The sequence below is a fragment of the Balneicella halophila genome, assembly GCF_003096835.1.
In the GTDB taxonomy this organism is placed as follows: Bacteria; Bacteroidota; Bacteroidia; order Bacteroidales; family Balneicellaceae; genus Balneicella; species Balneicella halophila.
Genome location: NZ_QENZ01000003.1, coordinates 102980 through 123055, shown reverse-complemented (window position 1 = coordinate 123055; position 20076 = coordinate 102980). Strand labels below are relative to the sequence as shown.

The window sequence follows — 20076 nt, the reverse complement described above, 5'->3', positions numbered from 1 at the left end:
AGACTCCGACGGGATTCAAACCCGTGACCTTCAGAACCGGAATCTGACGTTCTATTCAGCTGAACTACGGAGCCTTATTATTTTGCAAAATTATTATAAAACTCTAAATATCCATAATCCAGCGCAAAATATATTACAAATAACGTACCTTTGCATGAAACTATGAGAAATATTTTTGAAAATCATGGAATATAATTTTATTGAAGTAGAAAAAAAGTGGCAAAAGTATTGGGAAAATCATCAAGTTTTCCAAGCAGAAAATAATTCTGAAAAACCTAAATATTATGTGTTAGATATGTTTCCCTATCCATCAGGAGCTGGATTGCATGTAGGACATCCTTTAGGGTATATTGCGTCAGATATTTATGCAAGATACAAAAGACTGCATGGATTCAATGTTTTGCATCCTATGGGTTACGATTCTTTTGGACTTCCTGCAGAACAATACGCTATACAAACAGGTCAACATCCTGCAATCACTACTATGGTGAATATTAATGGAGGTGTTGATAAAGCAGGAAATAAAATTCCGGGGTATGAGAAACAACTCAAGCGCTTAGGACTTTCCTTTGATTGGTCACGAAAATATCGGACATCAGATCCATCATATTATCGATGGACACAATGGATTTTTATTCAACTATACAATCATTATTTTGATAATAATGCTCAAAAGGCACGTCCTATTGCCGAATTGGCAGAAATCTTTTCAAAAGAAGGAAATTTGAGAATCAATGCAGCCTGTGATGCAGATACTCCCCAATTTTCAGCAAACGAATGGAAGAATTTCTCCGAAAAAAGGAAGGAAGAGATTTTGCTACAGTATAGACTGACATACCTCGCAGAAACTGAAGTAAACTGGTGCCCAGAATTAGGAACCGTTTTAGCCAATGATGAAGTCGTAAATGGTGTTTCTGAGCGTGGTGGTTATCCTGTAGTTCGCAAGAAAATGAAACAATGGAGCATGCGAATTTCTGCTTATGCAGAACGCCTGTTGCAAGGCTTGGAAACCATAGACTGGACTGATGCTTTAAAAGATGCACAACGTAATTGGATTGGAAAATCACACGGTGCATCCGTCAACTTCTCGATAAAAGGTAGCGATGAAATTATAGAAGTATTTACCACGCGACCTGATACTTTGTTTGGTGTCAGTTTTATGGTTTTAGCTCCAGAACATGAACTAGTAAGAGAGATAACAACCTCAGAGTACAAAGAAGATGTAGAAAACTACATTTATGAGACCTCAAAGCGTTCTGAAAGAGAGCGAATGGCAGAGGTTAAACGTATTACAGGACAGTTTACAGGGGCATATGCTATCCACCCTCTTACCGGTGATGAAGTGCCTATTTGGATTGGAGATTATGTATTAGCCGGTTATGGTACTGGTGCAGTAATGGCAGTTCCTGCGGGTGATCAAAGAGATTATGATTTTGCTAAGCATTTCAATATTCCTATTCCAAATATATTTGAAGGGGCAGACCTAAGTGAGGGTGCTTGTGACAGTAAAGAAGCGACTTTAGCAAATTCAGAGTTCTTAAATGGTTTATCTGTCACTGAATCCATGCCAAAAGTAATAGCTAAACTTGAAGAAATAGGGGCTGGAGAACAAAAAACAAATTACCGACTGCGTGATGCTGTTTTTTCTCGCCAACGTTATTGGGGCGAGCCTTTTCCTGTTTATTATGCTGATAGGATGCCGAAGATGCTCCCAGAAGAATGCTTACCTTTAGTACTGCCGGAAATTGATGAATACTTGCCCACAGAGGCAGGAGATCCACCATTAGGACGTGCGAAAAATTGGGCATGGGATACCAATAAAAATAAGGTGGTTAGCAATGACCTGATAGATGATAAAACTGTTTTCCCTTTGGAATTGAATACCATGCCTGGCTGGGCAGGTTCTTCTTGGTATTTCCTTAGATATATGGATGCCAATAATGATCAAGAGTTTGCATCAAAAGAGGCTTTGAATTATTGGAAAGATGTTGATTTGTATCTCGGAGGTAGTGAGCATGCCACTGGGCATTTATTATACAGTCGTTTTTGGCAAAAGTTCTTGTACGATTGTGGTTTAGTCCCTAAAGATGAATATGCGAAAAAATTAATCAACCAAGGAATGATTTTAGGAACTTCTGCATTGGTATATCGTGTGAGGGGAACGAATCAGTATGTATCGAACGGATTAAAAGAGCAATATGAAACCGACCCTTTGCGTGTAGATGTAAACTTAGTAGGGCAAGGAGATGTTCTTGATGTGGAAGGGTTGAAAAAATGGATGCCTGAGTTCGAAGATGCTGAGTTTATTTTAGAGGACGGTAAATATATTGTCGGTCGTGAGGTGGAAAAGATGTCAAAGCGCTGGTACAATGTGGTGAATCCAGATGATATCTGTGAAGATTATGGAGCGGATGCTTTACGTCTGTATGAAATGTTTCTCGGTCCCTTAGAGCAATCTAAGCCTTGGAACACACAAGGGTTGAGTGGTGTTTCAGGATTCATAAGGAAGCTATGGAGATTATATCATACCAATGAGCAGTTTGAAGTATCTGATGCTGAGCCTACAAAAGAAGAATTGAAAGTGCTTCACCAAATGATCAAGAAAGTGCAAGATGATATGGATCATTTTTCGTTCAATACTTCAGTGAGCCATTTTATGATTGCTGTTAACGAATTTACGCGAATGAAGTGTAATAAACGTGCAATTTTAGAGCCTTTAGCGATACTCATATCGCCTTATGCTCCACACTTGGCAGAAGAACTTTGGGAGAAGCTAGGGCATAAGGATTCTATTAGTTATGCAACTTTCCCTGTTTTTGAAGAAAAGTATTTACAAGATGACACTTATAGTTATCCAGTATCATTTAACGGGAAAATGCGTTTTAAACGTGAGCTTGATGTTTCAGTTTCAAGAGATGATGTGGAGTCAATAATATTGGCAGATGAGGAAACACAAAAATGGCTAGGTGGGAAAACTCCTAAAAAAATCATTTATGTGCCTAAAAAAATTATAAATATTGTATTTTAGAAAATGAAGAGCAATAATCTCTTTACAGAAATTAAGGACTATGTAGTCATTACACTTTCCTTATTGTTATACACCACAGGTGTAATATTCTTCCTAATACCTGCCGAGGTGGTTGGTGGTGGAGTCACGGGTATCGCGTCGCTCGTTTATTTCTATTCCGGAGGAACTATTCCTGTAGCGATACCTTTTGTGATTATCAACGGAGTGTTGGTTGCAATTGGGATGAAACTTTTTGGGCCTAAATTTGGCATTAAAACAGTTTTTGCCATCGTAGTTACGTTCGTATTCTTATTTGTTGGACAGTTGTTTGCTACGCCTGAGATTTTTCAGACTTTAGCCAATACAGAGCCACTTTTGGTTGCCATAATAGGCGGAATGTGCACCGGTGCTGGAGTGGGAATTGCTATTGCCCAAGGAGGAAGTACAGGAGGCACAGATATTATTGCTCTTATTGCTAATCATTACTGGAATGTACCCTTAGGTCGTACGATATTATACGTAGATATACTTATCGTATCCTCATCATTTTTCGTAGTAGAGAACCCAATTTCGGTGATTTATGGATTTGTTGCTTTAGCAATGACGGCTTATTTTGTCGATTTAGTCATCGAAGGGCGTAAACAATCTGTACAATTTTTTATATTTACCGAAAAACATGAAGAGATGGCTAATCGAATTAGTGAAGAAATTGGTAGGGGAGTTTCTTTAATTGATTCCTATGGTTGGTACACTAAAAAAGACAAGAAGATTGTGATGGTATTGACACGAAAGGTGGAGAACCGACAGATTTTTAGAGTCGTAAAGGAAGTTGATGATAAAGCTTTTGTTTCTATGAATATCGTAAATGGAGTTTATGGAAATGGATTTGAATTAATAAGATAGTAAAAAAGAGAATACGAATGAATAGAAATTGGCGAATCGCAATTATACTAATAATAATTGTTTCAGTTTTAAGCAGTTGCAATAAACAAGGTCAAGTAAAAGAAGAAATTGTTGAAGAAGAGTCACAGTCAAGAATAAAATACGGATTTCCAATAGATGAATATCGTGTAGTGATAGACACCGTAAGATCCAATGAGACTTTATCAGATATTTTAGGCAGATATAATGTTTCATCAGCTATTGTTCATCGTTTGGTCGAACGTTCTGAGAATATCTTTAATGTCAGAAATATCCGTGCGGATAAACAATATTCGTTGCTTTTCTGCTCAGATGATAGTACAGCGATGCCTCAATATATGATTTATGAAAAAAGCTTATCCGAATATGCTGTTATAGATTTTTCGGATTCTATCACTGTATCTTTAGAGCAACATCCTAAAGAAAATCACACTGATGTTTATGGGAATACAATCAATAAAAGTTTGTGGCATTCATTTGTTGAAAACGGAGAGACACCTGCCCTAGCGATGGAAATGGCATCTGTTTATCAGTGGGCTATTGATTTCTACAATATTAAAAAAGGCGACTCCTATAAAATAGCTTACACACAGGATTATGTAGAAGGTAAGCCAATTGGAAATATTAAACCGATAGCCTCATCATTTACTCATCAAGATTCTACATATTATGCTTTTTGGTTTCAAAAAGGAGAGACAAAAGGCTATTTTGATGAAAATGGAGCAAGTCTGCACAAAGCATTTTTAAAAGCGCCATTAAAATTTACACGCATTAGTTCCAAATTTTCAGGCAGTCGACTACATCCAGTATTAAAATACCGTAGAGCACACCGAGGCGTTGATTATGCCGCACCAACAGGAACACCCGTAAGAAGCGTTGGTAATGGAACAGTGATAAAAAAGGCTTACCAAAGAGGTGGCGCAGGAAATTATGTGAAGATAAAGCACAACAAAACGTTTACGACGGTTTATATGCACTTTGTACGCCATGTAAAAAGCTTAAAAGTAGGACAACGTGTCAGCCAAGGGGATGTTATCGGCTATGTTGGTATGACGGGAAGTGCCACTGGACCGCATTTGCATTATGGTGTCATTAAAAATGGGAAATACATCAATCCATTGTCAATGAAATTACCTCCTTCAAAACCGTTGAAAGGGGAGCTGTTAGAGCGTTTTATGGAAACTAGAGATAGCCTATTATACCTAATTGATAAGAAACCGAGTGACTTACAGAGTCCAAATTAAGAGTATTCAGGTAATATTCTTTCGTTTTTCCTGAAAAAAAGTTAAATTTGCACTATGGATGAAGTTCAAAAATTGGACTTTAAAATTTAAAGTTTATCTTTGTCCCAAATTTTAGAAGTTGAACTAAACAATTAAATTATGTCTGAAATTGCAGAAAAAGTAAAGGAAATCATCGTAGAGAAACTAGGCGTTGATGAGTCAGAAGTAACTAACGATGCTAACTTTACCAATGACTTGGGAGCTGACTCATTGGATACAGTTGAGTTAATCATGGAGTTTGAATCAGCATTTGATATTGAAATTCCTGATGATCAAGCAGAGAATATCTCTACTGTAGGTGAAGCAGTTGCTCATATCGAAAAAGCAAAAGCTTAATTTTATCGACGCATAGTCATTAAAAACAAGAAAACTCATGTCCCTCACTGTTCGGTGAGGGACATTTAACAATTAAAAACTATGGAATTAAAACGTGTAGTTGTTACAGGAATGGGAGCTCTTACTCCAATTGGAAATAATTGGAAAGAATACACAGAGAATCTTATAAAAGGAGTCAGTGGCGCTCAAAAAATAACACGTTTTGATGCTTCAAAATTTAAAACTCAGTTTGCATGTGAGATAAAGAATTACGATCCTTTAGACTATTTTGATAAAAAAGAAGTTCGAAAATACGATCGTTATTCACAATATGCTATGGTTGCAGCAGATGAAGCCATCGCAGATTCTCAGTTAGACTTAGAAAAAATAAATCTCAAAAGAGCAGGAGTAATTCTTGGTGTTGGTTTAGGAGGCATTGATACTTTCATGGATGGTGTTTCTAATTTTGCTCAAGGTGATGGCACTCCGAAGTTTAATCCATTTTTCATTCCTAAAATGATTGGGAATATCGCTGGAGGCTTGATTTCTATAAGACATGGGTTGAAAGGACCAAATTTTACAACAACTTCAGCATGTACTTCATCAGCAAATGCTATTGTAGATGCAGTAAACTATATTCGTTTAGGCAAGGCAGATGTTATCGTTACTGGTGGAGCAGAAGCACCTATCAATGAAACAGGTGTCGGTGGTTTTAACTCCATGAAAGCTATTTCTACAAGAAATGATGATCCTAAGTCTGCATCTCGACCATTCGATGTTGATAGAGATGGTTTTGTTATAGGCGAAGGTGCAGGGATTTTAATCCTTGAAGATTATGAGCATGCCAAAGCAAGAGGTGCTAAGATTTATGGAGAAGTTGCTGGAGTAGGAATCAATGCAGATGCTTATCACATGACGGCACCACATCCTGATGGCGAAGGAGCTAAAGACGTAATGCTTTTAGCTGTTGAGGATGCAGGAATGAAACCTGAGGAGGTTGATTATATCAATGTGCATGGAACTTCGACAGGTTTAGGAGATATTGCTGAACCCCGGGCTATAAAGCTTGCATTTGGTGAGCATGCTTATGATTTAAACATCAGTTCTACAAAATCTATGACAGGTCATCTATTAGGAGGTGCAGGAGCAATTGAAGCTATTGCTTCCATTTATGCAGTGGCTAATGATATAGTTCCACCGACCATCAATTTGGATAATTTAGATCCTGAAATTGATGATAAGCTTAACTTTACTCCAAATGAAGCACAAAAACGTACAGTGGATGTAGCTATTAGCAATACTTTTGGTTTCGGAGGACACAATGCATCAATTCTATTCAAAAAGTTCAAAGCATAAGTTTTGTTAATTCATAAGATATTTAGAACCGTAAAGGGCAAATCTAAAAAAGATGCTTTTTACGGTTTTTTAATTCAATTACTGGGGCAGAAGCCTCGAAAGAGAGAACTGTATGCTTTGGCATTTCGTCATAAGTCTGCATCATTGTATATAGAGGGGCAGAAATTGAATAACGAAAGGTTAGAGTATCTTGGAGATGCTGTACTCGGTGCTATCATTGCTGATATTTTATTTGAAAAATATCCAAATCAAAAAGAAGGATTTCTTACTAAATTGCGGTCTAAAATAGTGGGTCGAAAACAGTTAAATCAATTAGGCTTTTTGCTTGGAGTGCAACAATTTTTGGTTTATCATGGTACTTTGGCAGAAAACGTTTTAGGAAATTGTATTGAAGCACTTGTTGGTGCTATTTATTTAGATTTAGGTTACGAGAAAACGAAGAAAATCATCTCTCGGCAAATTATCAAAAAATATGTTGACTTTGATGCCTTAATCAAGAATGACAAAAATTATAAAAGCAAACTGGTAGAGTGGGCACAGCATGAGAAGAAGAAATTGGTCTTTTCTACTGATGAGACTGAAAAAAATGGGCGACCTTATTTTTACACGAAAGTCTATCTAGATGATATGCCTTTTGGCGAAGGGGAAGGGCTTTCCAAGAAGAAATCTCAACAAGAAGCTTCGAAAGAAACATTATCAAAAATTAATCAAAGTAAGGAGCAATAACTAAAAAAATGTCTCTGATGTTTGTTGGAAAGCGAAAAAAAACATATATTTGCACCGCTAATGCGAGAATAGCTCAGTTGGTAGAGCACGACCTTGCCAAGGTCGGGGTCGCGGGTTCGAGTCCCGTTTCTCGCTCTTTTTTATTAGTAGTAGCCCAGGTGGTGGAATTGGTAGACACGCTGGACTTAAAATCCAGTGGGCATTGCGCCCGTGCGGGTTCAAGTCCCGCCCTGGGTACTCTAGTAAAAAGACAAAGTCGCTGACTATTCAGCGACTTTTTCGTTTACTTCAATTTTTTATTTCCTGCAATAAAAAAGAGGAACTTATTCCTAAATTCCTCATTACTCTCTCTTCAATCAAAGATTATTATAATTTCTCTAATTGCATGCGCAACTTATCTTCTACGTTAGCAATTAATTTATGGAAGTTGTCTCCGTATTCAGAAGCAAATGGATCTTTCCCTGGTATTCCTAAACGGATGCCGACTTGCTTTTGTTCTGTGGCTTTTTCTTTTTTATCTTCTAGATAGACATCTACCCATTCTATTCTGTCATAAAATCGACTAAGACGATTAACGCACTTGTTAATTCTTTCCTTCACATCATCTCCAATACTTATATCCACAGCCTGGATGTTGATGTTAATTCCTGTATTACCTTCTGTGTACTTCATATCTTTACGTTTTTAAAGGTTTATATTTATGACTCTCCAAGTGTGGATTATGCACACTCATGTACTCTACATTTTAAAAGTAAATATACTAAAAAAAAGAATCAATATTGATATATTGTAGAGACAACTTCAATTTTTTATAAAAAAGTATGTTTTATTTTAGCTACTTTCGTACAAACTATAAATAGTTTACTCAATTATTAATTCGTAATCAGAAACTATTTTAAATTTAAAGATTATGTGTCCATTATTAAAGTATATCAACTTTTCTTTTGCCATTTTAATTATAGGTCTTTTATCATCATGTGCACCTACAAAAGATAAAGCTATAGGCGTGATTGTCGAAAATGCAATGGTGGTAACTGCAAGAGAGGAAGCTTCTAACATTGGAATTGAGATATTAAAAAATGGGGGAAATGCTTGGGATGCTATGATGGCTACAGAACTTGCCCTTGCTGTATCTTATCCGAATGCAGGAAACATAGGAGGAGGAGGTTTTATGGTATATCGAACAAATGAAGGAGAAATAGGAGCATTAGATTATCGAGAAAAAGCACCTAAAAAAGCGTATAGAGATATGTATTTGGATTCTTCAGGCAATGTGATTCCAAATAAAAGTATTAACGGTGCTATGGCAGTTGGAGTTCCCGGTACAATAGCAGGTATTTTTGAAGCACATCGGAAATTTGGGAAACTCTCCGTGAAAGAAATTATCCAACCTGTAATTGATTTGGCTAACCGGGGAGTGGTAGTTACTGAAAAGGAAGCTGAGCGTATTGCAAAATATCAAGAGATTTTCGGAAAGATTAATAAAGACTCTATTTTGCTTCAGAATAATTGGAAAGCTGGTGATACTATTAAGTATAAGGCTTTAGCTAAAACTTTGGTTAGAATTCAGAAAAATGGTGAAGATGAATTCTATAAAGGAGAGACTGCCAAGATTTTGACGAAATTCATTCAAGATAATGGTGGTATTATCAACCATGAAGATTTATCAAGTTACAAACCAGTTTGGAGAAAACCGGTTTCTTTTAATTATGATAATTTACGTATCATTTCTATGTCACCTCCGTCAAGTGGAGGAATAACTTTAGCTCAAATATTTAACACAATAGAGCCTTACGATTTGCAAAAGTATGGACATAATTCTGTAAAAGCGATACAAGTCATTACAGAGGCAGAACGCAGAGCCTATGCTGATAGGAACTTTTTCTTAGGAGACCCAGACTTTGTATCTATTCCTACAAAACAGATGATGAGTAAAGACTACGCTAAAAATCGCATGCAAAATTTCAGTTTTAAAAAGGCAACGCCATCATCTGAAGTAGCACATGGAGTGATAGAAATCATCGAAAGTACTGAAACGACACATTATTCAATAGTAGATCAATATGGTAATGCAGTGGCTGTAACCACTACGCTCAATGGTAATTATGGTTCAAAACTGTATAGTAACGAGCTAGGTTTCTTTCTAAACAATGAGATGGACGACTTCTCGAGTAAACCCGGAGTTCCTAATATGTTTGGGCTCATAGGTGCAAAAGCCAATGAAATACAACCTGAAAAGCGTATGTTGAGTTCGATGAGTCCAACGATTGTGGAGAAAGATGGAAAGTTGTTTATGGTAGTCGGGACACCAGGAGGTTCTACAATCATAACTTCTGTGCTACAAACAATTTTGAACGTACATGAGTATGGTATGCCAATGCAAGAAGCGATAAATCAACCACGATTTCATCACCAGTGGTTGCCCGATGAAGTAATTTTTGAACCCAATGGATTTAGTTCTAAAATTCTGGATACGCTAAAAGGTAAAGGCTATAACGTAAAAGAGCAAGAAACCTTAATACTCGGTAAAGTTGAAGGCATCTTAGTTTTACCCGACGGCAGATTAGAAGGTGGTGCTGACCGACGAGGTGATGATAAGGCAGTAGGTTTTTAGATATCTTACTCCACTATAGAGATACTCTTAATATTTACAACCTGTTTTAGCATCTGTCCATCAGCTTCCATCGATTGGATTTCTCTAACTACATTCATTCCTTCAATGACTTTTCCAAAGGCAGTAAAACCCTGTCCATCCGGATTTCTTTTGCCGCCAAAGTCTAATTCCGGTTGATCACCGATACATATGAAAAATTCCGAACTCGCAGTTCCGGGTTCATTACGAGCCATCGAAATCGCACCATTTACGTGTAAAATCCCAGTTTCTTGTGTGGTTTCGTGTTTTATTGCTGGGTATGGAGCTTCTTCCACATCAAAACCAAGTCCCCCTTGTATCACCTCGATTTTTACATCATTATTTGGTTGGTTATTTTTACGAACAACGCGATAAAAATGAGCTTCCTCAAACTTATTGTTTTTAATGTAACGTATGAAATTCTGGCTAGCTATTGGTGCTTTATCAGGGTAAAGCTCTGCTTTTATAATTCCCAAATCTGTTTCTATCTCTATATTTACCACATTGTTATTGTTTTTCGTGCATGCGATAAGGAGAGCTAGGCTTAATAAAGTTATTAATTTTTTCATTGAATTATCTTTTTTTATTATATAATCTTACCAAACTACTTTACAAAGCCTTCCCATCTGTTGTTTAAGTACTGAATAAATGTATTGCCCAAACCTTCTTTTTGAAGGTGTTCTTTTGAAACTGGTAGCTGAATAGGAGTAAAATTTGGATTGTTCATTACTAACTTAGGAAAGTCATGGTGCAAAATAGCAGATTTTCCAATGGTGACGAAATCAACGCCAGCTTTTAGCACTTTATGTACATCTTCAGCAGTATATATTTTACCAGCGACAGTCCATTTTACCTTTTTAAAATTTAATTCCTTAAAATGCTCAAGCAAGGTTTTTTCTTGGTATTTTTCTTCTTCAGGATATTTGAAACAATCCCAAAGTGAAAAATCCAAACAATCAATGTTTCCTCCATCTATCAATCGTTGGGCAATCGTCTTTATTTCATCAATATCCATCCCAAATCTTTCAGGAGATAAGCGGATACATATCAAGAAGTCTTTACCGCATTCTTGCCTAATCCCATCGACAATTTCAAACAATAAACAAGCTCTATTTTCTAATATGCCTCCATATTTATCAGTTCGCTTATTTATTTCAGCGCTTAAAAATTGGGTGATAATGTAGCCGTGTGCTCCGTGTATTTGTACGCCATCATAGCCACACTTCTTTGACCGTACGGCTGCACTGATAAAATCATCTCTTAATTGCTCTACTTCTTTTAAAGAGAGTCCTCTCGAATTGGTTTCCTTATCATCAGAGGCTGACACAGGTCTATCTTCGAGGAGCTCAATTGGTGAACGCATTCCCGCATGATGCAACTGTATGATTGCTAAACTTCCATGTTGTTTGATATTTTTAGTTATTTTTTTGTGTCCTTCAATTAAATCATCACTAAATATGCCTAACTGTCCGGGGAAACCTTTGCCTGCTTTTTGTACGTGTGCCGCACAGGTCATTACAATGCCAAAACCTCCCTCAGCACGCATCGTTAACCATTTAATTTCAGTATCTGTGGCCTGTCCATTTTCGAGACTTTGTCTATTTGTTAGTGGTGCTAGCATAAATCTATTGGGCATAGTTTTACCACAAGGGAAAGTGATTTTTGAATTAGTTTGTATCATATTTTGGTATGTTTGAGATTATTTATAAAGATTCTATAACAATTTGAATATTTTACTAACTTAGTTATTTTATAAGGTTTTTAGGACAATTCCTTAAAATATTTATGGGTGTAAATCATTCTTGATATTTACATAAGCTTCTTTCCGATAAACTGGATAACATTAGCTTTACCTTTATGGTGGTCTCCTTCTTCTAGTACAATTTCAGTTTCATGAAGCTGTATCTTTTCAAAATTATGAAAAAAATCGTCTATTTTTTCGATGGAGAAAAGCATGTTTGGGTTACTAGGACCACCTGCCTTTGGATTTTTTTCTTGATTTTTGATATGATCTAAACTGAAACCTTCTAAGATTACGTAACCATTTCGCTTCAATAATTTAGTCAAATTTTTATGAATATCGTTTTCTTTCTCAGGAGGAAAGTGAGCATAAATCAGCACAATGGCATCGAAACTATTTTCTTCAAAGTCCAACTGCTCTATACTACCCACTTTATAGTCTATTTCTACATTCTCTGATTTTGCTAATTGCAGGGCTTTCTTTTTTCCTTCACTGCTAATGTCATAGGCAACAACCTCCAATCCCTTTTTAGCTGCATACACAGCATTCCGACCTTCACCTTCACCTGGGAATAATATTTTTCCTTTTAGATTAAGTCTATCAATAGTTCTTTTAAAGAAATTATTTGGCTCTTTGCCATAAATATACTCCTCTTGTGCGTATCTTTTATTCCAAAATTCTGACATTTATTTTTTTACTGTTAAGTAATTAATGATATTCTATTTTATTCTTTTTGCGTTCCAAATATATGTTTTTAGTCGCATTGTTTTTTCCATCGTTCTTTAACCCACTCTTTTTGCTCGGCACTGGTCAAAAACGTCCAAGCGACAATACGTGTAGATTTATTTCCTGTTCCCATAGGTATAGTCCTCACAACTTCCGCCTCAACTTTGTCTAAAACTTTGTAAATTCCTTTAAGATTAGATTGTTTAGAAACCAAAGTAGAATACCAAAAGCAATTTTTACTGTGTTTTTTGCTTTCTCTTACAAGGTTTTGAATAAATTTATTCTCACCTCCATCGCATACCAATTCATTGCTCACTCCAGCAAAATTCAACATTGGATTTTTACTGGTTTTCCCTGTCAGATTTCTGATTTTTCTTCGGGTTCCTTTTGTAGCCTCTTCTGTAGAGGAATGAAACGGAGGGTTGCAAATAGTTAGATCAAACTTTTCATCTTCTTTAATTATCCCAAAAATGACATCTTTTGAATTTTTTTGTAAGCGTAGGTCAATCTTCTCTTTAAGAGTGTCGTTGTTATAAATAATCTGATTTGCCGAACCTATGGATTCTTTATCAATGTCAGAGCCGATAAAATTCCAATCATATTCTGTAATGCCTAAAATAGGATAGATGCAACTTGCTCCTACACCAATGTCAAAACAAATAACCTTATCGCCAGTAGGAATCTTCCCAAAGTTTTTTTCCGCTAACAAATCTGCCATTCGGTGTATATAGTCTGCACGTCCGGGAATCGGAGGTGTAAGATGATTGTCAGGAAATTCCCAGTATTTGATGTTATAGTAGTGTTTCAATAATGCTTTATTGAGAAGTTTTACTGCTGTTGGATTAGAGAAATCCACAGAATCTTCTCCTAATTTATTAGGTTTAAGATAATTTTCAAGCTCGGGAGTAACTTCTATTAGAGCTTTCAAATCGTAGCGTTTTCTGTTCCTATTTCGAGGATGTAGCTTCGATTTACTATCTTTAGTTTGGACTTTTGACTTCAATATCGATTCGTATTTCTTCAATGGATATTAGATTTAGATGAGACTAATTCGTACTTTTTTTGTCTTTAATTTGGTGTTGTTTAACTTTTCAATCACCCTGTTAACAACTTTAGCATCTATTCCAACATAAGCACAATTTTGTTTTACTTCTATCACTCCTAACTGTTCGGGCTGGATGCCTCCTTTTTTTATAAATAGTCCTGCAATATCTCCTTTTGAAATTTTATCTCGTCTACCTCCTGTAATATAAAGTGTTCTCCTTTTTACTCCTTTAGGGTACTTAGGTTGTGGTAATTCTTCTGCTTTGAGAATTTCAGGGTCTACTTCTTGAATAAACTCTGGTAATTCTTCGCCTTCCCAGTGCAAAACATATGCCATACCGTCATTATTCATACGTGCAGTACGTCCATTTCGATGAGTAAATTCCTTCTCACGCATCGGAAGATGATAGTGAACGATAAATTTTAAATCAGGAATATCCAGTCCTAGAGCGGCTAAGTCGGTTGCTAAGAGTAATTGAGTGGTTCCATTTCTAAACTTCACTAAAGCACGTTCACGGTCAATCTGCTCCATGCTACCATGGTAGCACTCATGGGTAAAGTCGTTTTGATTTAAGAATTCACTGATTCTTTCAAGAGAATCTTTAAAATTACAGAAAACAATACCGGGATGAGGTCCAATGAAAGTCAGTGTTTTCTTCAGCGTTTCCAGTTTATCTTTATCAGTAGAAGAAATGGTTTTAACGACTAATTTAGAATGATTTTCTTTGATATAATTGATGAAAATAGGATTGTCTAAACCTAAAAACTCAGGAATTCCTACATCACTGGTAGCTGAGGTTAAAATTCTTTGCTGGACTTTAGGTAGAGCTTGAATGATTTCTTCCATTTCATTATCGAAGCCAATTTCCAAAGATTTGTCATATTCATCAATGATAAGTGTATTAATATGTTGTAATGTGAAATCATCACGCCTCAATCTATCTGCAATACGCCCAGGACTTCCTATCAAAACAGCTGGTCTTTGTTTTAAATCCAGTTTATCTTGTTGTCCGGAACGTCCACCATAAACTGCATTTACTTTGTAACCAGAACCCATTTTCCGTGTAACTTGTTCTATTTGTTGAGCCAGTTCACGAGAAGGCACTAAAATAAGTATTTGAATCTCATTAAGGTTTGGATCTAATCTTTCCAATAAGGGCAATATGAAAGCTAAAGTTTTACCAGTTCCTGTAGGTGAAAGTAACACGATGTCATTTTCTGAACGTATAGCTTTATGAGTCTCACGCTGCATTGGATTTAAAGTAGTTATCTCAAATTTTTCTAATATGTTTGATATTAGAGTTTTGTTTGATGTTCTTAGTTGATTTTTGGGAATCTTTGGCATTTGGATACAGGCTTATTAGATTGGTGATTCTGATATTTCGCATGAAAAAATAAGGTGTAATTTCCCATGAAAGAAATACTTTAAAAGATATTCGCAATATTATGTGCAAAGATACGAAATATAATATAGACACGATTTTGTGTTTCACTTCGAGAGTTTGACAACTGTTTTACTTAAATGTTTTCTTAAAATGAAGTGATTTTGAAGGTAATGTGTAATCTCAATGTTCTAAGTTTATTATATGGTTATTAAATGGTTTCAATATATAGTTAACTTTCTGATATTTAGCTGTTTGTGTGCTTATTTGTTTCCTGTTTTATTGACCCTAAGCATTTGTTTTTACTTAAAAAATAGCGAATTTTAATCGCTATTTAATCACAAACTCACTCTACTAGAACTATAAATATGTAAACCGATATGGGTACATTTCAACAACAAACAGGAGGTTTTCTTTGCAACTGTAAATTGAATGATAAAGTGATTGATAATTTCGATCGAGTTAGTTTTAGGATATTGATGATTCCTCTGTTTATAATGGTGCTTTTCTGTCTGTATTTTGTTTTTTTTAATACTGAAGATAGTTTTGTAGAAGGTTATATTAATATGCAGAAGCAACTTTTTATTTACCTGAATTCACATCTTTCAAAATTTCCCCATTCTCAATATAATATCACTCAGTTGGGTGACGTGCTTATATTCTTTCCTTTGATTAGTGTTTTTATTCTGTATGCACCTAAGATGTGGGAAGCTTTAAGAGTCTCTTCTTTATTCTCTTTAATTGTAGTCGGAGGCTTGAAAAAGATTCTTGCTGGTCTGGGAACAGCAAGAATCTTAGAACTAGATAGTTTTGTTATCGTAGGTAAAAAGCTGACGGGTGCAACTTCTTTACCATCAGGGCATTCATCATCAGTTTTTTTAGTTATTACGATAGTCTTGTTTGCGTTTATGTCTAGAAAGAAAATAAACCGAGTGATTTGGATTCTTTTCATGACGCTTTTAGGATTATTTATAGCATTATCAAGAGTAGCAGTTGGTGCTCACTACCCACAAGACGTGCTTATTGGAAGTGCGCTTGGATTTTCTCTAACAGTGATAGGTATTAAGTTAAGCACCAAAATAAATTGTGTGAGAAGAAAGCAGTTTTATCCGATTTCGATATTAATTTTAATGATATGGACAAGTGTCATTGTACAAAAAATTGTAGATACCAACTTGACCATTTTTTATATTGCAATGATTGGTCTTACACTCTCACTTTTCCTAATTTCAAAATTTTATCTACAGAAAACATTGCAGACAAGGCCATCTTTCTTTAAAAGACGAGTTTTGTCTTTCAGATAAGTTTAAACTCTAATTTCTAAAAGTTGTTACTAAAGAATAGCATTAAACAAATATCCAGAGATTATAATTGCGAGAGTCACTACACTAAAAAAGATTGCTATTAGTTTAAAAGTCATAACTTTTTTCAGCAAGGTTGCTTCAGGGATAGATAAACCAACTGTTGCCATCATGAAGGCAATAGCAGTACCGAGAGGTACTCCCTTTGCCACAAAAACTTCAATAACTGGAACAATTGCAACAGCATTGGCGTACATAGGTACTGCAAAAATAACTGCCAGCGGAACCGTCCACCATTCATCACCACCCAAATATTGATCAAAGAAATTTTCAGGTACATAACCATGCATGGCTGCACCAATGGCAATACCGATAATGATATATAAGAGAACATTTTTTACAATATCCCAAGCTGATCGTGTGATATCTGGTAATCTTTGGAGAAAACTTCTTTTATCAATTTGGTAGTTAACTTGCTCCATTTTTTTTGCTAGAATCTCTTTTGTCCAGTCAGAAAGATGGGGCTCTAACTTGAATTTGCTTAATATCCACCCGCTTAACGTTCCCAACAATATTCCTGAAATGGCATAAACTAAGGTTACTTTTACTCCAAATAGTCCTAAGAACATAGCTACTGCAACTTCATTGACCAGGGGTGAAGTAATCAAAAAAGCAAGGGTTACTCCCAAAGGAATCCCTCCTTGAACAAATCCTATAAACAATGGAACGGAGGAGCAAGAACAGAACGGCGTGACTGCACCAAATAGAGAAGCAAAAAAATATTCTAAGCCATATAGTTTTTTTCGATGCAAATAATCCTTCAACCGCTCAATTGGGAAGTAAGCATTTACAATACCCATAAAGAAAATAATAACAAACAACAGGATGAGAATCTTTATGGTGTCATAGACGAAAAAATTGAGTGCTGTCCCCAAACGAGTTGTTTCACTAATTTCAAAGACTGAGTAGATAAGCCAGTCAGCAAAATTTTGTAACCAATCAAACATGTGGATATTACTTCAAAAATTTCAGCACTTCATCTTTTGATGGAACTCTGCCTTTTATTTTAACTTCGCCGTCTATAACTAATGCAGGCGTAACCATGACATTGTATTTCATGATTTCCATCATATCTTCTACTTTTTCCACTGTAGCATCGATATTGTTTTCGGAAATTGCGTCTTTAACGACTTTCGTTACTGATTGGCATTTTGCACATCCAGTTCCTAATACTTTGATAGATTTACTCATAATTTTTGTTCTTAGTTTATCGCCAATAAACGATACGGTTATTAAAAAATATTTACTCAAAGAAGCTTTTAAACAAACGTTTTGCTATTTTCCAATTTTCCTGATGGATACAATACTTTATTTTTGGAGGATTGACTTCCCCTTGAATTAACCCTGCGTTCTTCAGTTCTTTTAAATGTTGTGAAATGGTAGATTGCGAAAAAGGTAATACATCAACCAAATCTCCAGTAAAACAACAAGATTGCTTTTCAAGATATTGCAGAATAGTGATACGCGTAGGATGTCCTAAGGCTTTGGCAAATCTAGCCAAAGTTTCAGTATCATCCGTGTATTGGATATGTTCTAAACTTCTTTTCATTGTTTATCGCAAATATACGATAGATTTTTTGTGAAACAAAAAAATATTAGTATTTCTGCTTTAAAGTTGGTACTCCAAAAACCTTTTAGTCATCTCTTTTAAATATTTTTTTGCATTAATGATAGCATCGTCTTGCGATTGTGAATAGGCTAAGATTTCATCTATGTAGCAAATTTTTGTATAGTTGGCTACTTCTTGCTTTGTCAATTGGTTTTGCCCACAAAAAAGTGCTACTTTTTGGGTGGATATTTCATCAAGGACTCCTTTTATAACTTTGCCTTGAAAAGTCTGTGCATCCATACTGCCCTCTCCACTAATAATCCAATCAGCATTTTTTATCTGTTCGCTAAATTTAGCTTCTCTTTTAACTATTGCTATTCCAGATTTTAATTTTGCATTTAGAAATAGCATTGCACCTGCACCCAATCCGCCAGCAGCACCTGCTCCTTTCATTTGTGAAACGTCAATATTAAAATGTTGTTTTACTATTTTATTAAAATGGCGTAAGCCTTCATCTAATGTTGCTACCATTGCACTGTCAGCACCCTTTTGTGGAGCGTAAACATAAGAAGCTCCATTTTTTCCAAATAGAGGAGCTGTAACATCGCAAGCGACTGTAATCTTTGTACTAAATAGTTTGGGATGCACATTTTTTGAGCTGATTTTTTGGATTTTATTTAAATCTGCACCAATGCCTTTTAGTGGATTTCCATCTTTGTCTAAGAATTGGTAGCCTAATGCTCTCGCCACTCCGATACCCGCATCATTAGTGGCACTGCCACCGATGCCTAAAACAATATGTTTTGCACCTCGTTCTATAGCATCGGCAATTAACTCTCCTGTACCGTATGTAGTGGTAAGCATTGGATTATACTCATCTTTATTTAGCAAAGAAAGTCCAGACACCGAAGCCATATCTATATACGCTGTATTCTTTGCTTGAGAATAATAATAAGAGGACTCTACTTTAAGAAATAGCGGATTGTGGGCTTCTATTTTAATTGCCTGTGTGTCTGAATAGTGTGCTAATATAGATGCAGTACCATCACCACCATCAGCCAGAGGTAGTTGTATTATTTGAGCAGAAGGCAGCCCCCGATGAAGTTCTTCTGCTACAATTTTACAGAACTCTATGCCCTTTAAAGAGCCTTTAAATTTATCTGGAGCAATGACAATTTTATACAAACTAATTCACTTTATTTCGGTACTAAATTAATTTAAAATATTAAAAAGATGTGAAATTTTTGCTAAGAATAGAGATTAATACCACAAATATTTAAATTTGTAGCATGTGGGAAGCTATAAAAGAACTTTTTAATAATAATATGCAATCATGCTTTTACAAAAGCAACTTTGGCGTAGAGTGTCCTGGTTGCGGTACACAGAGAGCTATTTTATTATTGATGGAAGGTGATGTGGCAGGATCTTTTAAAATGTATCCGCCCCTGGTTCTTATAGTTTTAACCCTAATATATTTACTATTGCATTTGATATTTCGTTTTAAAAATGGGGGTATTTGCTTAAAATATTTAGGTTTAGCTACCGGTTTTTTTATGATTTTCAATTATATTTACAGAATATTAGCATTATAAAACTAACACTAAAATATAAACTATGGAAGAGAAAAAGTTTTTTGAAGAAAGAGTAGAACCCGCTATGCAGGAACAGAGAGTAGAACCTCCTTTTCAGGAGAAATTGCCTAATTCAGAATTGGTGCTGACTATGGGTATTTTGTCTATCGTACTTTCTTGTTGCTGTGGTCCTTTTGCACTTATTCCAGGAATTATAGGATTGATTAAAGGAAATAAAGGAGTAGCTATGTATAATGCAAACCCTACAGGCTACACTCGCTCTTCATATACCAATTTGAATGCAGGTAGAATTGCATCAATAGTAGGTTTAGTTCTTATTGCTTTATCTATTATTTATACTATATATTCTGTATCAACTGTAGGTTGGGATGCTTATATGGAACAATATCAACAGGCGCTAGAACAATATCAATAAAAGTTCGCATATTTAAATCTTAAAAG

Annotated in this window: 20 protein-coding genes and 3 tRNA genes; 12 read left to right on the top strand and 11 right to left on the bottom strand. The window is 35.6% G+C overall.

Annotated features, from left to right (window positions below):
• Positions 1 to 74 (bottom strand) — tRNA-Arg (locus tag C7377_RS00585).
• 110 nt (positions 75 to 184) lie between these two features.
• Between C7377_RS00585 and leuS the strand changes: the two genes are divergently transcribed.
• From leuS to C7377_RS00545, 8 genes are all read left to right on the top strand, one after another.
• Complete coding sequence (gene leuS, locus C7377_RS00580; RefSeq protein WP_116495405.1) at positions 185 to 3028, top strand: leucine--tRNA ligase; 2844 nt, start codon at positions 185 to 187, stop codon at positions 3026 to 3028.
• Positions 3029 to 3031: 3 nt separating this feature from the next.
• The gene (locus C7377_RS00575; protein WP_116495404.1) at positions 3032 to 3910 is read left to right on the top strand and encodes a YitT family protein; all 879 of its coding nucleotides are present in this window, start codon (positions 3032 to 3034) and stop codon (positions 3908 to 3910) included.
• A gap of 17 nt (positions 3911 to 3927) precedes the next feature.
• Entirely contained in the window at positions 3928 to 5172 is a 1245-nt protein-coding gene (locus tag C7377_RS00570; protein WP_116495403.1) for a peptidoglycan DD-metalloendopeptidase family protein, read from the top strand.
• 138 nt (positions 5173 to 5310) lie between these two features.
• Complete coding sequence (locus tag C7377_RS00565; protein ID WP_116495402.1) at positions 5311 to 5547, top strand: acyl carrier protein; 237 nt, start codon at positions 5311 to 5313, stop codon at positions 5545 to 5547.
• Positions 5548 to 5628: 81 nt separating this feature from the next.
• Entirely contained in the window at positions 5629 to 6882 is a 1254-nt protein-coding gene (fabF, locus tag C7377_RS00560) for a beta-ketoacyl-ACP synthase II (RefSeq protein WP_116495401.1), read from the top strand.
• 3 nt (positions 6883 to 6885) lie between these two features.
• Complete coding sequence (rnc, locus tag C7377_RS00555; protein ID WP_116495400.1) at positions 6886 to 7608, top strand: ribonuclease III; 723 nt, start codon at positions 6886 to 6888, stop codon at positions 7606 to 7608.
• 62 nt (positions 7609 to 7670) lie between these two features.
• Positions 7671 to 7743 (top strand) — tRNA-Gly (locus tag C7377_RS00550).
• 17 nt (positions 7744 to 7760) lie between these two features.
• A tRNA-Leu gene (locus C7377_RS00545) sits at positions 7761 to 7845 on the top strand.
• Positions 7846 to 7974: 129 nt separating this feature from the next.
• Here C7377_RS00545 and hpf read toward each other — a convergent pair.
• Positions 7975 to 8280 carry a ribosome hibernation-promoting factor, HPF/YfiA family gene (gene hpf, locus C7377_RS00540; protein WP_116495399.1) on the bottom strand — a complete coding sequence of 102 codons (306 nt, stop codon included), beginning with the start codon at positions 8278 to 8280 and terminating at the stop codon, positions 7975 to 7977.
• A gap of 238 nt (positions 8281 to 8518) precedes the next feature.
• Here hpf and ggt point away from each other — a divergent pair, with 238 nt between their 5' ends.
• A complete protein-coding gene (gene ggt, locus C7377_RS00535; protein ID WP_116495398.1) occupies positions 8519 to 10222 on the top strand; it encodes a gamma-glutamyltransferase in 1704 nt (567 codons plus the stop codon).
• Positions 10223 to 10227: 5 nt separating this feature from the next.
• On the opposite strand, the gene C7377_RS00530 is transcribed toward ggt, so the two are convergent.
• From C7377_RS00530 to C7377_RS00510, 5 genes are all read right to left on the bottom strand, one after another.
• A complete protein-coding gene (locus C7377_RS00530) occupies positions 10228 to 10809 on the bottom strand; it encodes a peptidylprolyl isomerase (protein ID WP_116495397.1) in 582 nt (193 codons plus the stop codon).
• A gap of 35 nt (positions 10810 to 10844) precedes the next feature.
• Positions 10845 to 11876 carry an NADH:flavin oxidoreductase gene (locus C7377_RS00525; RefSeq protein ID WP_207778371.1) on the bottom strand — a complete coding sequence of 344 codons (1032 nt, stop codon included), beginning with the start codon at positions 11874 to 11876 and terminating at the stop codon, positions 10845 to 10847.
• A gap of 173 nt (positions 11877 to 12049) precedes the next feature.
• Positions 12050 to 12667 (bottom strand): class I SAM-dependent methyltransferase, encoded by a 618-nt coding sequence (locus tag C7377_RS00520; protein WP_116495395.1) that lies wholly within the window; start codon positions 12665 to 12667, stop codon positions 12050 to 12052.
• A 68-nt stretch (positions 12668 to 12735) separates the two neighbouring features.
• Positions 12736 to 13731 (bottom strand): 23S rRNA (adenine(1618)-N(6))-methyltransferase RlmF, encoded by a 996-nt coding sequence (gene rlmF / locus C7377_RS00515; RefSeq protein WP_243408281.1) that lies wholly within the window; start codon positions 13729 to 13731, stop codon positions 12736 to 12738.
• Between the two features lie 12 nt (positions 13732 to 13743).
• The gene (locus C7377_RS00510) at positions 13744 to 15096 is read right to left on the bottom strand and encodes a DEAD/DEAH box helicase (RefSeq protein ID WP_116495393.1); all 1353 of its coding nucleotides are present in this window, start codon (positions 15094 to 15096) and stop codon (positions 13744 to 13746) included.
• A gap of 417 nt (positions 15097 to 15513) precedes the next feature.
• Here C7377_RS00510 and C7377_RS00505 point away from each other — a divergent pair, with 417 nt between their 5' ends.
• Positions 15514 to 16437, top strand: a complete 924-nt coding sequence (locus C7377_RS00505) for a phosphatase PAP2 family protein (protein WP_116495392.1) — start codon at positions 15514 to 15516, stop codon at positions 16435 to 16437.
• A gap of 29 nt (positions 16438 to 16466) precedes the next feature.
• Here the strand turns inward: C7377_RS00505 and C7377_RS00500 are convergent, their stop codons facing one another.
• Genes C7377_RS00500 through C7377_RS00485 form a run of 4 tightly spaced genes read right to left on the bottom strand, consistent with a single transcriptional unit; the run spans position 16467 to position 19228 of the window.
• Positions 16467 to 17441, bottom strand: a complete 975-nt coding sequence (locus tag C7377_RS00500) for a permease (protein WP_116495391.1) — start codon at positions 17439 to 17441, stop codon at positions 16467 to 16469.
• Positions 17442 to 17448: 7 nt separating this feature from the next.
• Positions 17449 to 17685 carry a thioredoxin family protein gene (locus C7377_RS00495; RefSeq protein WP_116496183.1) on the bottom strand — a complete coding sequence of 79 codons (237 nt, stop codon included), beginning with the start codon at positions 17683 to 17685 and terminating at the stop codon, positions 17449 to 17451.
• Positions 17686 to 17737: 52 nt separating this feature from the next.
• On the bottom strand, positions 17738 to 18043 hold the full coding sequence (locus C7377_RS00490; protein ID WP_116495390.1) for an ArsR/SmtB family transcription factor: 306 nt from the start codon (positions 18041 to 18043) through the stop codon (positions 17738 to 17740).
• A 60-nt stretch (positions 18044 to 18103) separates the two neighbouring features.
• Positions 18104 to 19228 carry a glycerate kinase gene (locus tag C7377_RS00485; protein ID WP_116495389.1) on the bottom strand — a complete coding sequence of 375 codons (1125 nt, stop codon included), beginning with the start codon at positions 19226 to 19228 and terminating at the stop codon, positions 18104 to 18106.
• A 104-nt stretch (positions 19229 to 19332) separates the two neighbouring features.
• Between C7377_RS00485 and C7377_RS00480 the strand changes: the two genes are divergently transcribed.
• Both C7377_RS00480 and C7377_RS00475 read left to right on the top strand, forming a co-directional pair.
• Positions 19333 to 19635 carry a DUF2752 domain-containing protein gene (locus C7377_RS00480; RefSeq protein ID WP_116495388.1) on the top strand — a complete coding sequence of 101 codons (303 nt, stop codon included), beginning with the start codon at positions 19333 to 19335 and terminating at the stop codon, positions 19633 to 19635.
• Between the two features lie 22 nt (positions 19636 to 19657).
• A complete protein-coding gene (locus tag C7377_RS00475; protein ID WP_116495387.1) occupies positions 19658 to 20050 on the top strand; it encodes a CCC motif membrane protein in 393 nt (130 codons plus the stop codon).
• The last annotated feature ends 26 nt before the right edge of the window (positions 20051 to 20076 follow it).

Bases quoted from the DNA above. Each gene is read 5' to 3' on its own strand.
- C7377_RS00575 (WP_116495404.1), top strand. From the start codon at position 3,032: ATGAAGAGCAATAATCTCTTTACAGAAATTAAGGACTATGTAGTCATT.
- C7377_RS00565 (WP_116495402.1), top strand. From the start codon at position 5,311: ATGTCTGAAATTGCAGAAAAAGTAAAGGAAATCATCGTAGAGAAACTA.
- C7377_RS00525 (WP_207778371.1), bottom strand. From the start codon at position 11,876: ATGCCCAATAGATTTATGCTAGCACCACTAACAAATAGACAAAGTCTC.
- C7377_RS00570 (WP_116495403.1), top strand. From the start codon at position 3,928: ATGAATAGAAATTGGCGAATCGCAATTATACTAATAATAATTGTTTCA.
- hpf (WP_116495399.1), bottom strand. From the start codon at position 8,280: ATGAAGTACACAGAAGGTAATACAGGAATTAACATCAACATCCAGGCT.
- C7377_RS00505 (WP_116495392.1), top strand. From the start codon at position 15,514: ATGGGTACATTTCAACAACAAACAGGAGGTTTTCTTTGCAACTGTAAA.
- leuS (WP_116495405.1), top strand. From the start codon at position 185: ATGGAATATAATTTTATTGAAGTAGAAAAAAAGTGGCAAAAGTATTGG.
- C7377_RS00475 (WP_116495387.1), top strand. From the start codon at position 19,658: ATGGAAGAGAAAAAGTTTTTTGAAGAAAGAGTAGAACCCGCTATGCAG.
- C7377_RS00520 (WP_116495395.1), bottom strand. From the start codon at position 12,667: ATGTCAGAATTTTGGAATAAAAGATACGCACAAGAGGAGTATATTTAT.
- C7377_RS00495 (WP_116496183.1), bottom strand. From the start codon at position 17,685: ATGAGTAAATCTATCAAAGTATTAGGAACTGGATGTGCAAAATGCCAA.
- C7377_RS00530 (WP_116495397.1), bottom strand. From the start codon at position 10,809: ATGAAAAAATTAATAACTTTATTAAGCCTAGCTCTCCTTATCGCATGC.
- fabF (WP_116495401.1), top strand. From the start codon at position 5,629: ATGGAATTAAAACGTGTAGTTGTTACAGGAATGGGAGCTCTTACTCCA.
- ggt (WP_116495398.1), top strand. From the start codon at position 8,519: ATGTGTCCATTATTAAAGTATATCAACTTTTCTTTTGCCATTTTAATT.
- C7377_RS00490 (WP_116495390.1), bottom strand. From the start codon at position 18,043: ATGAAAAGAAGTTTAGAACATATCCAATACACGGATGATACTGAAACT.
- C7377_RS00500 (WP_116495391.1), bottom strand. From the start codon at position 17,441: ATGTTTGATTGGTTACAAAATTTTGCTGACTGGCTTATCTACTCAGTC.
- C7377_RS00480 (WP_116495388.1), top strand. From the start codon at position 19,333: ATGTGGGAAGCTATAAAAGAACTTTTTAATAATAATATGCAATCATGC.
- C7377_RS00510 (WP_116495393.1), bottom strand. From the start codon at position 15,096: ATGCCAAAGATTCCCAAAAATCAACTAAGAACATCAAACAAAACTCTA.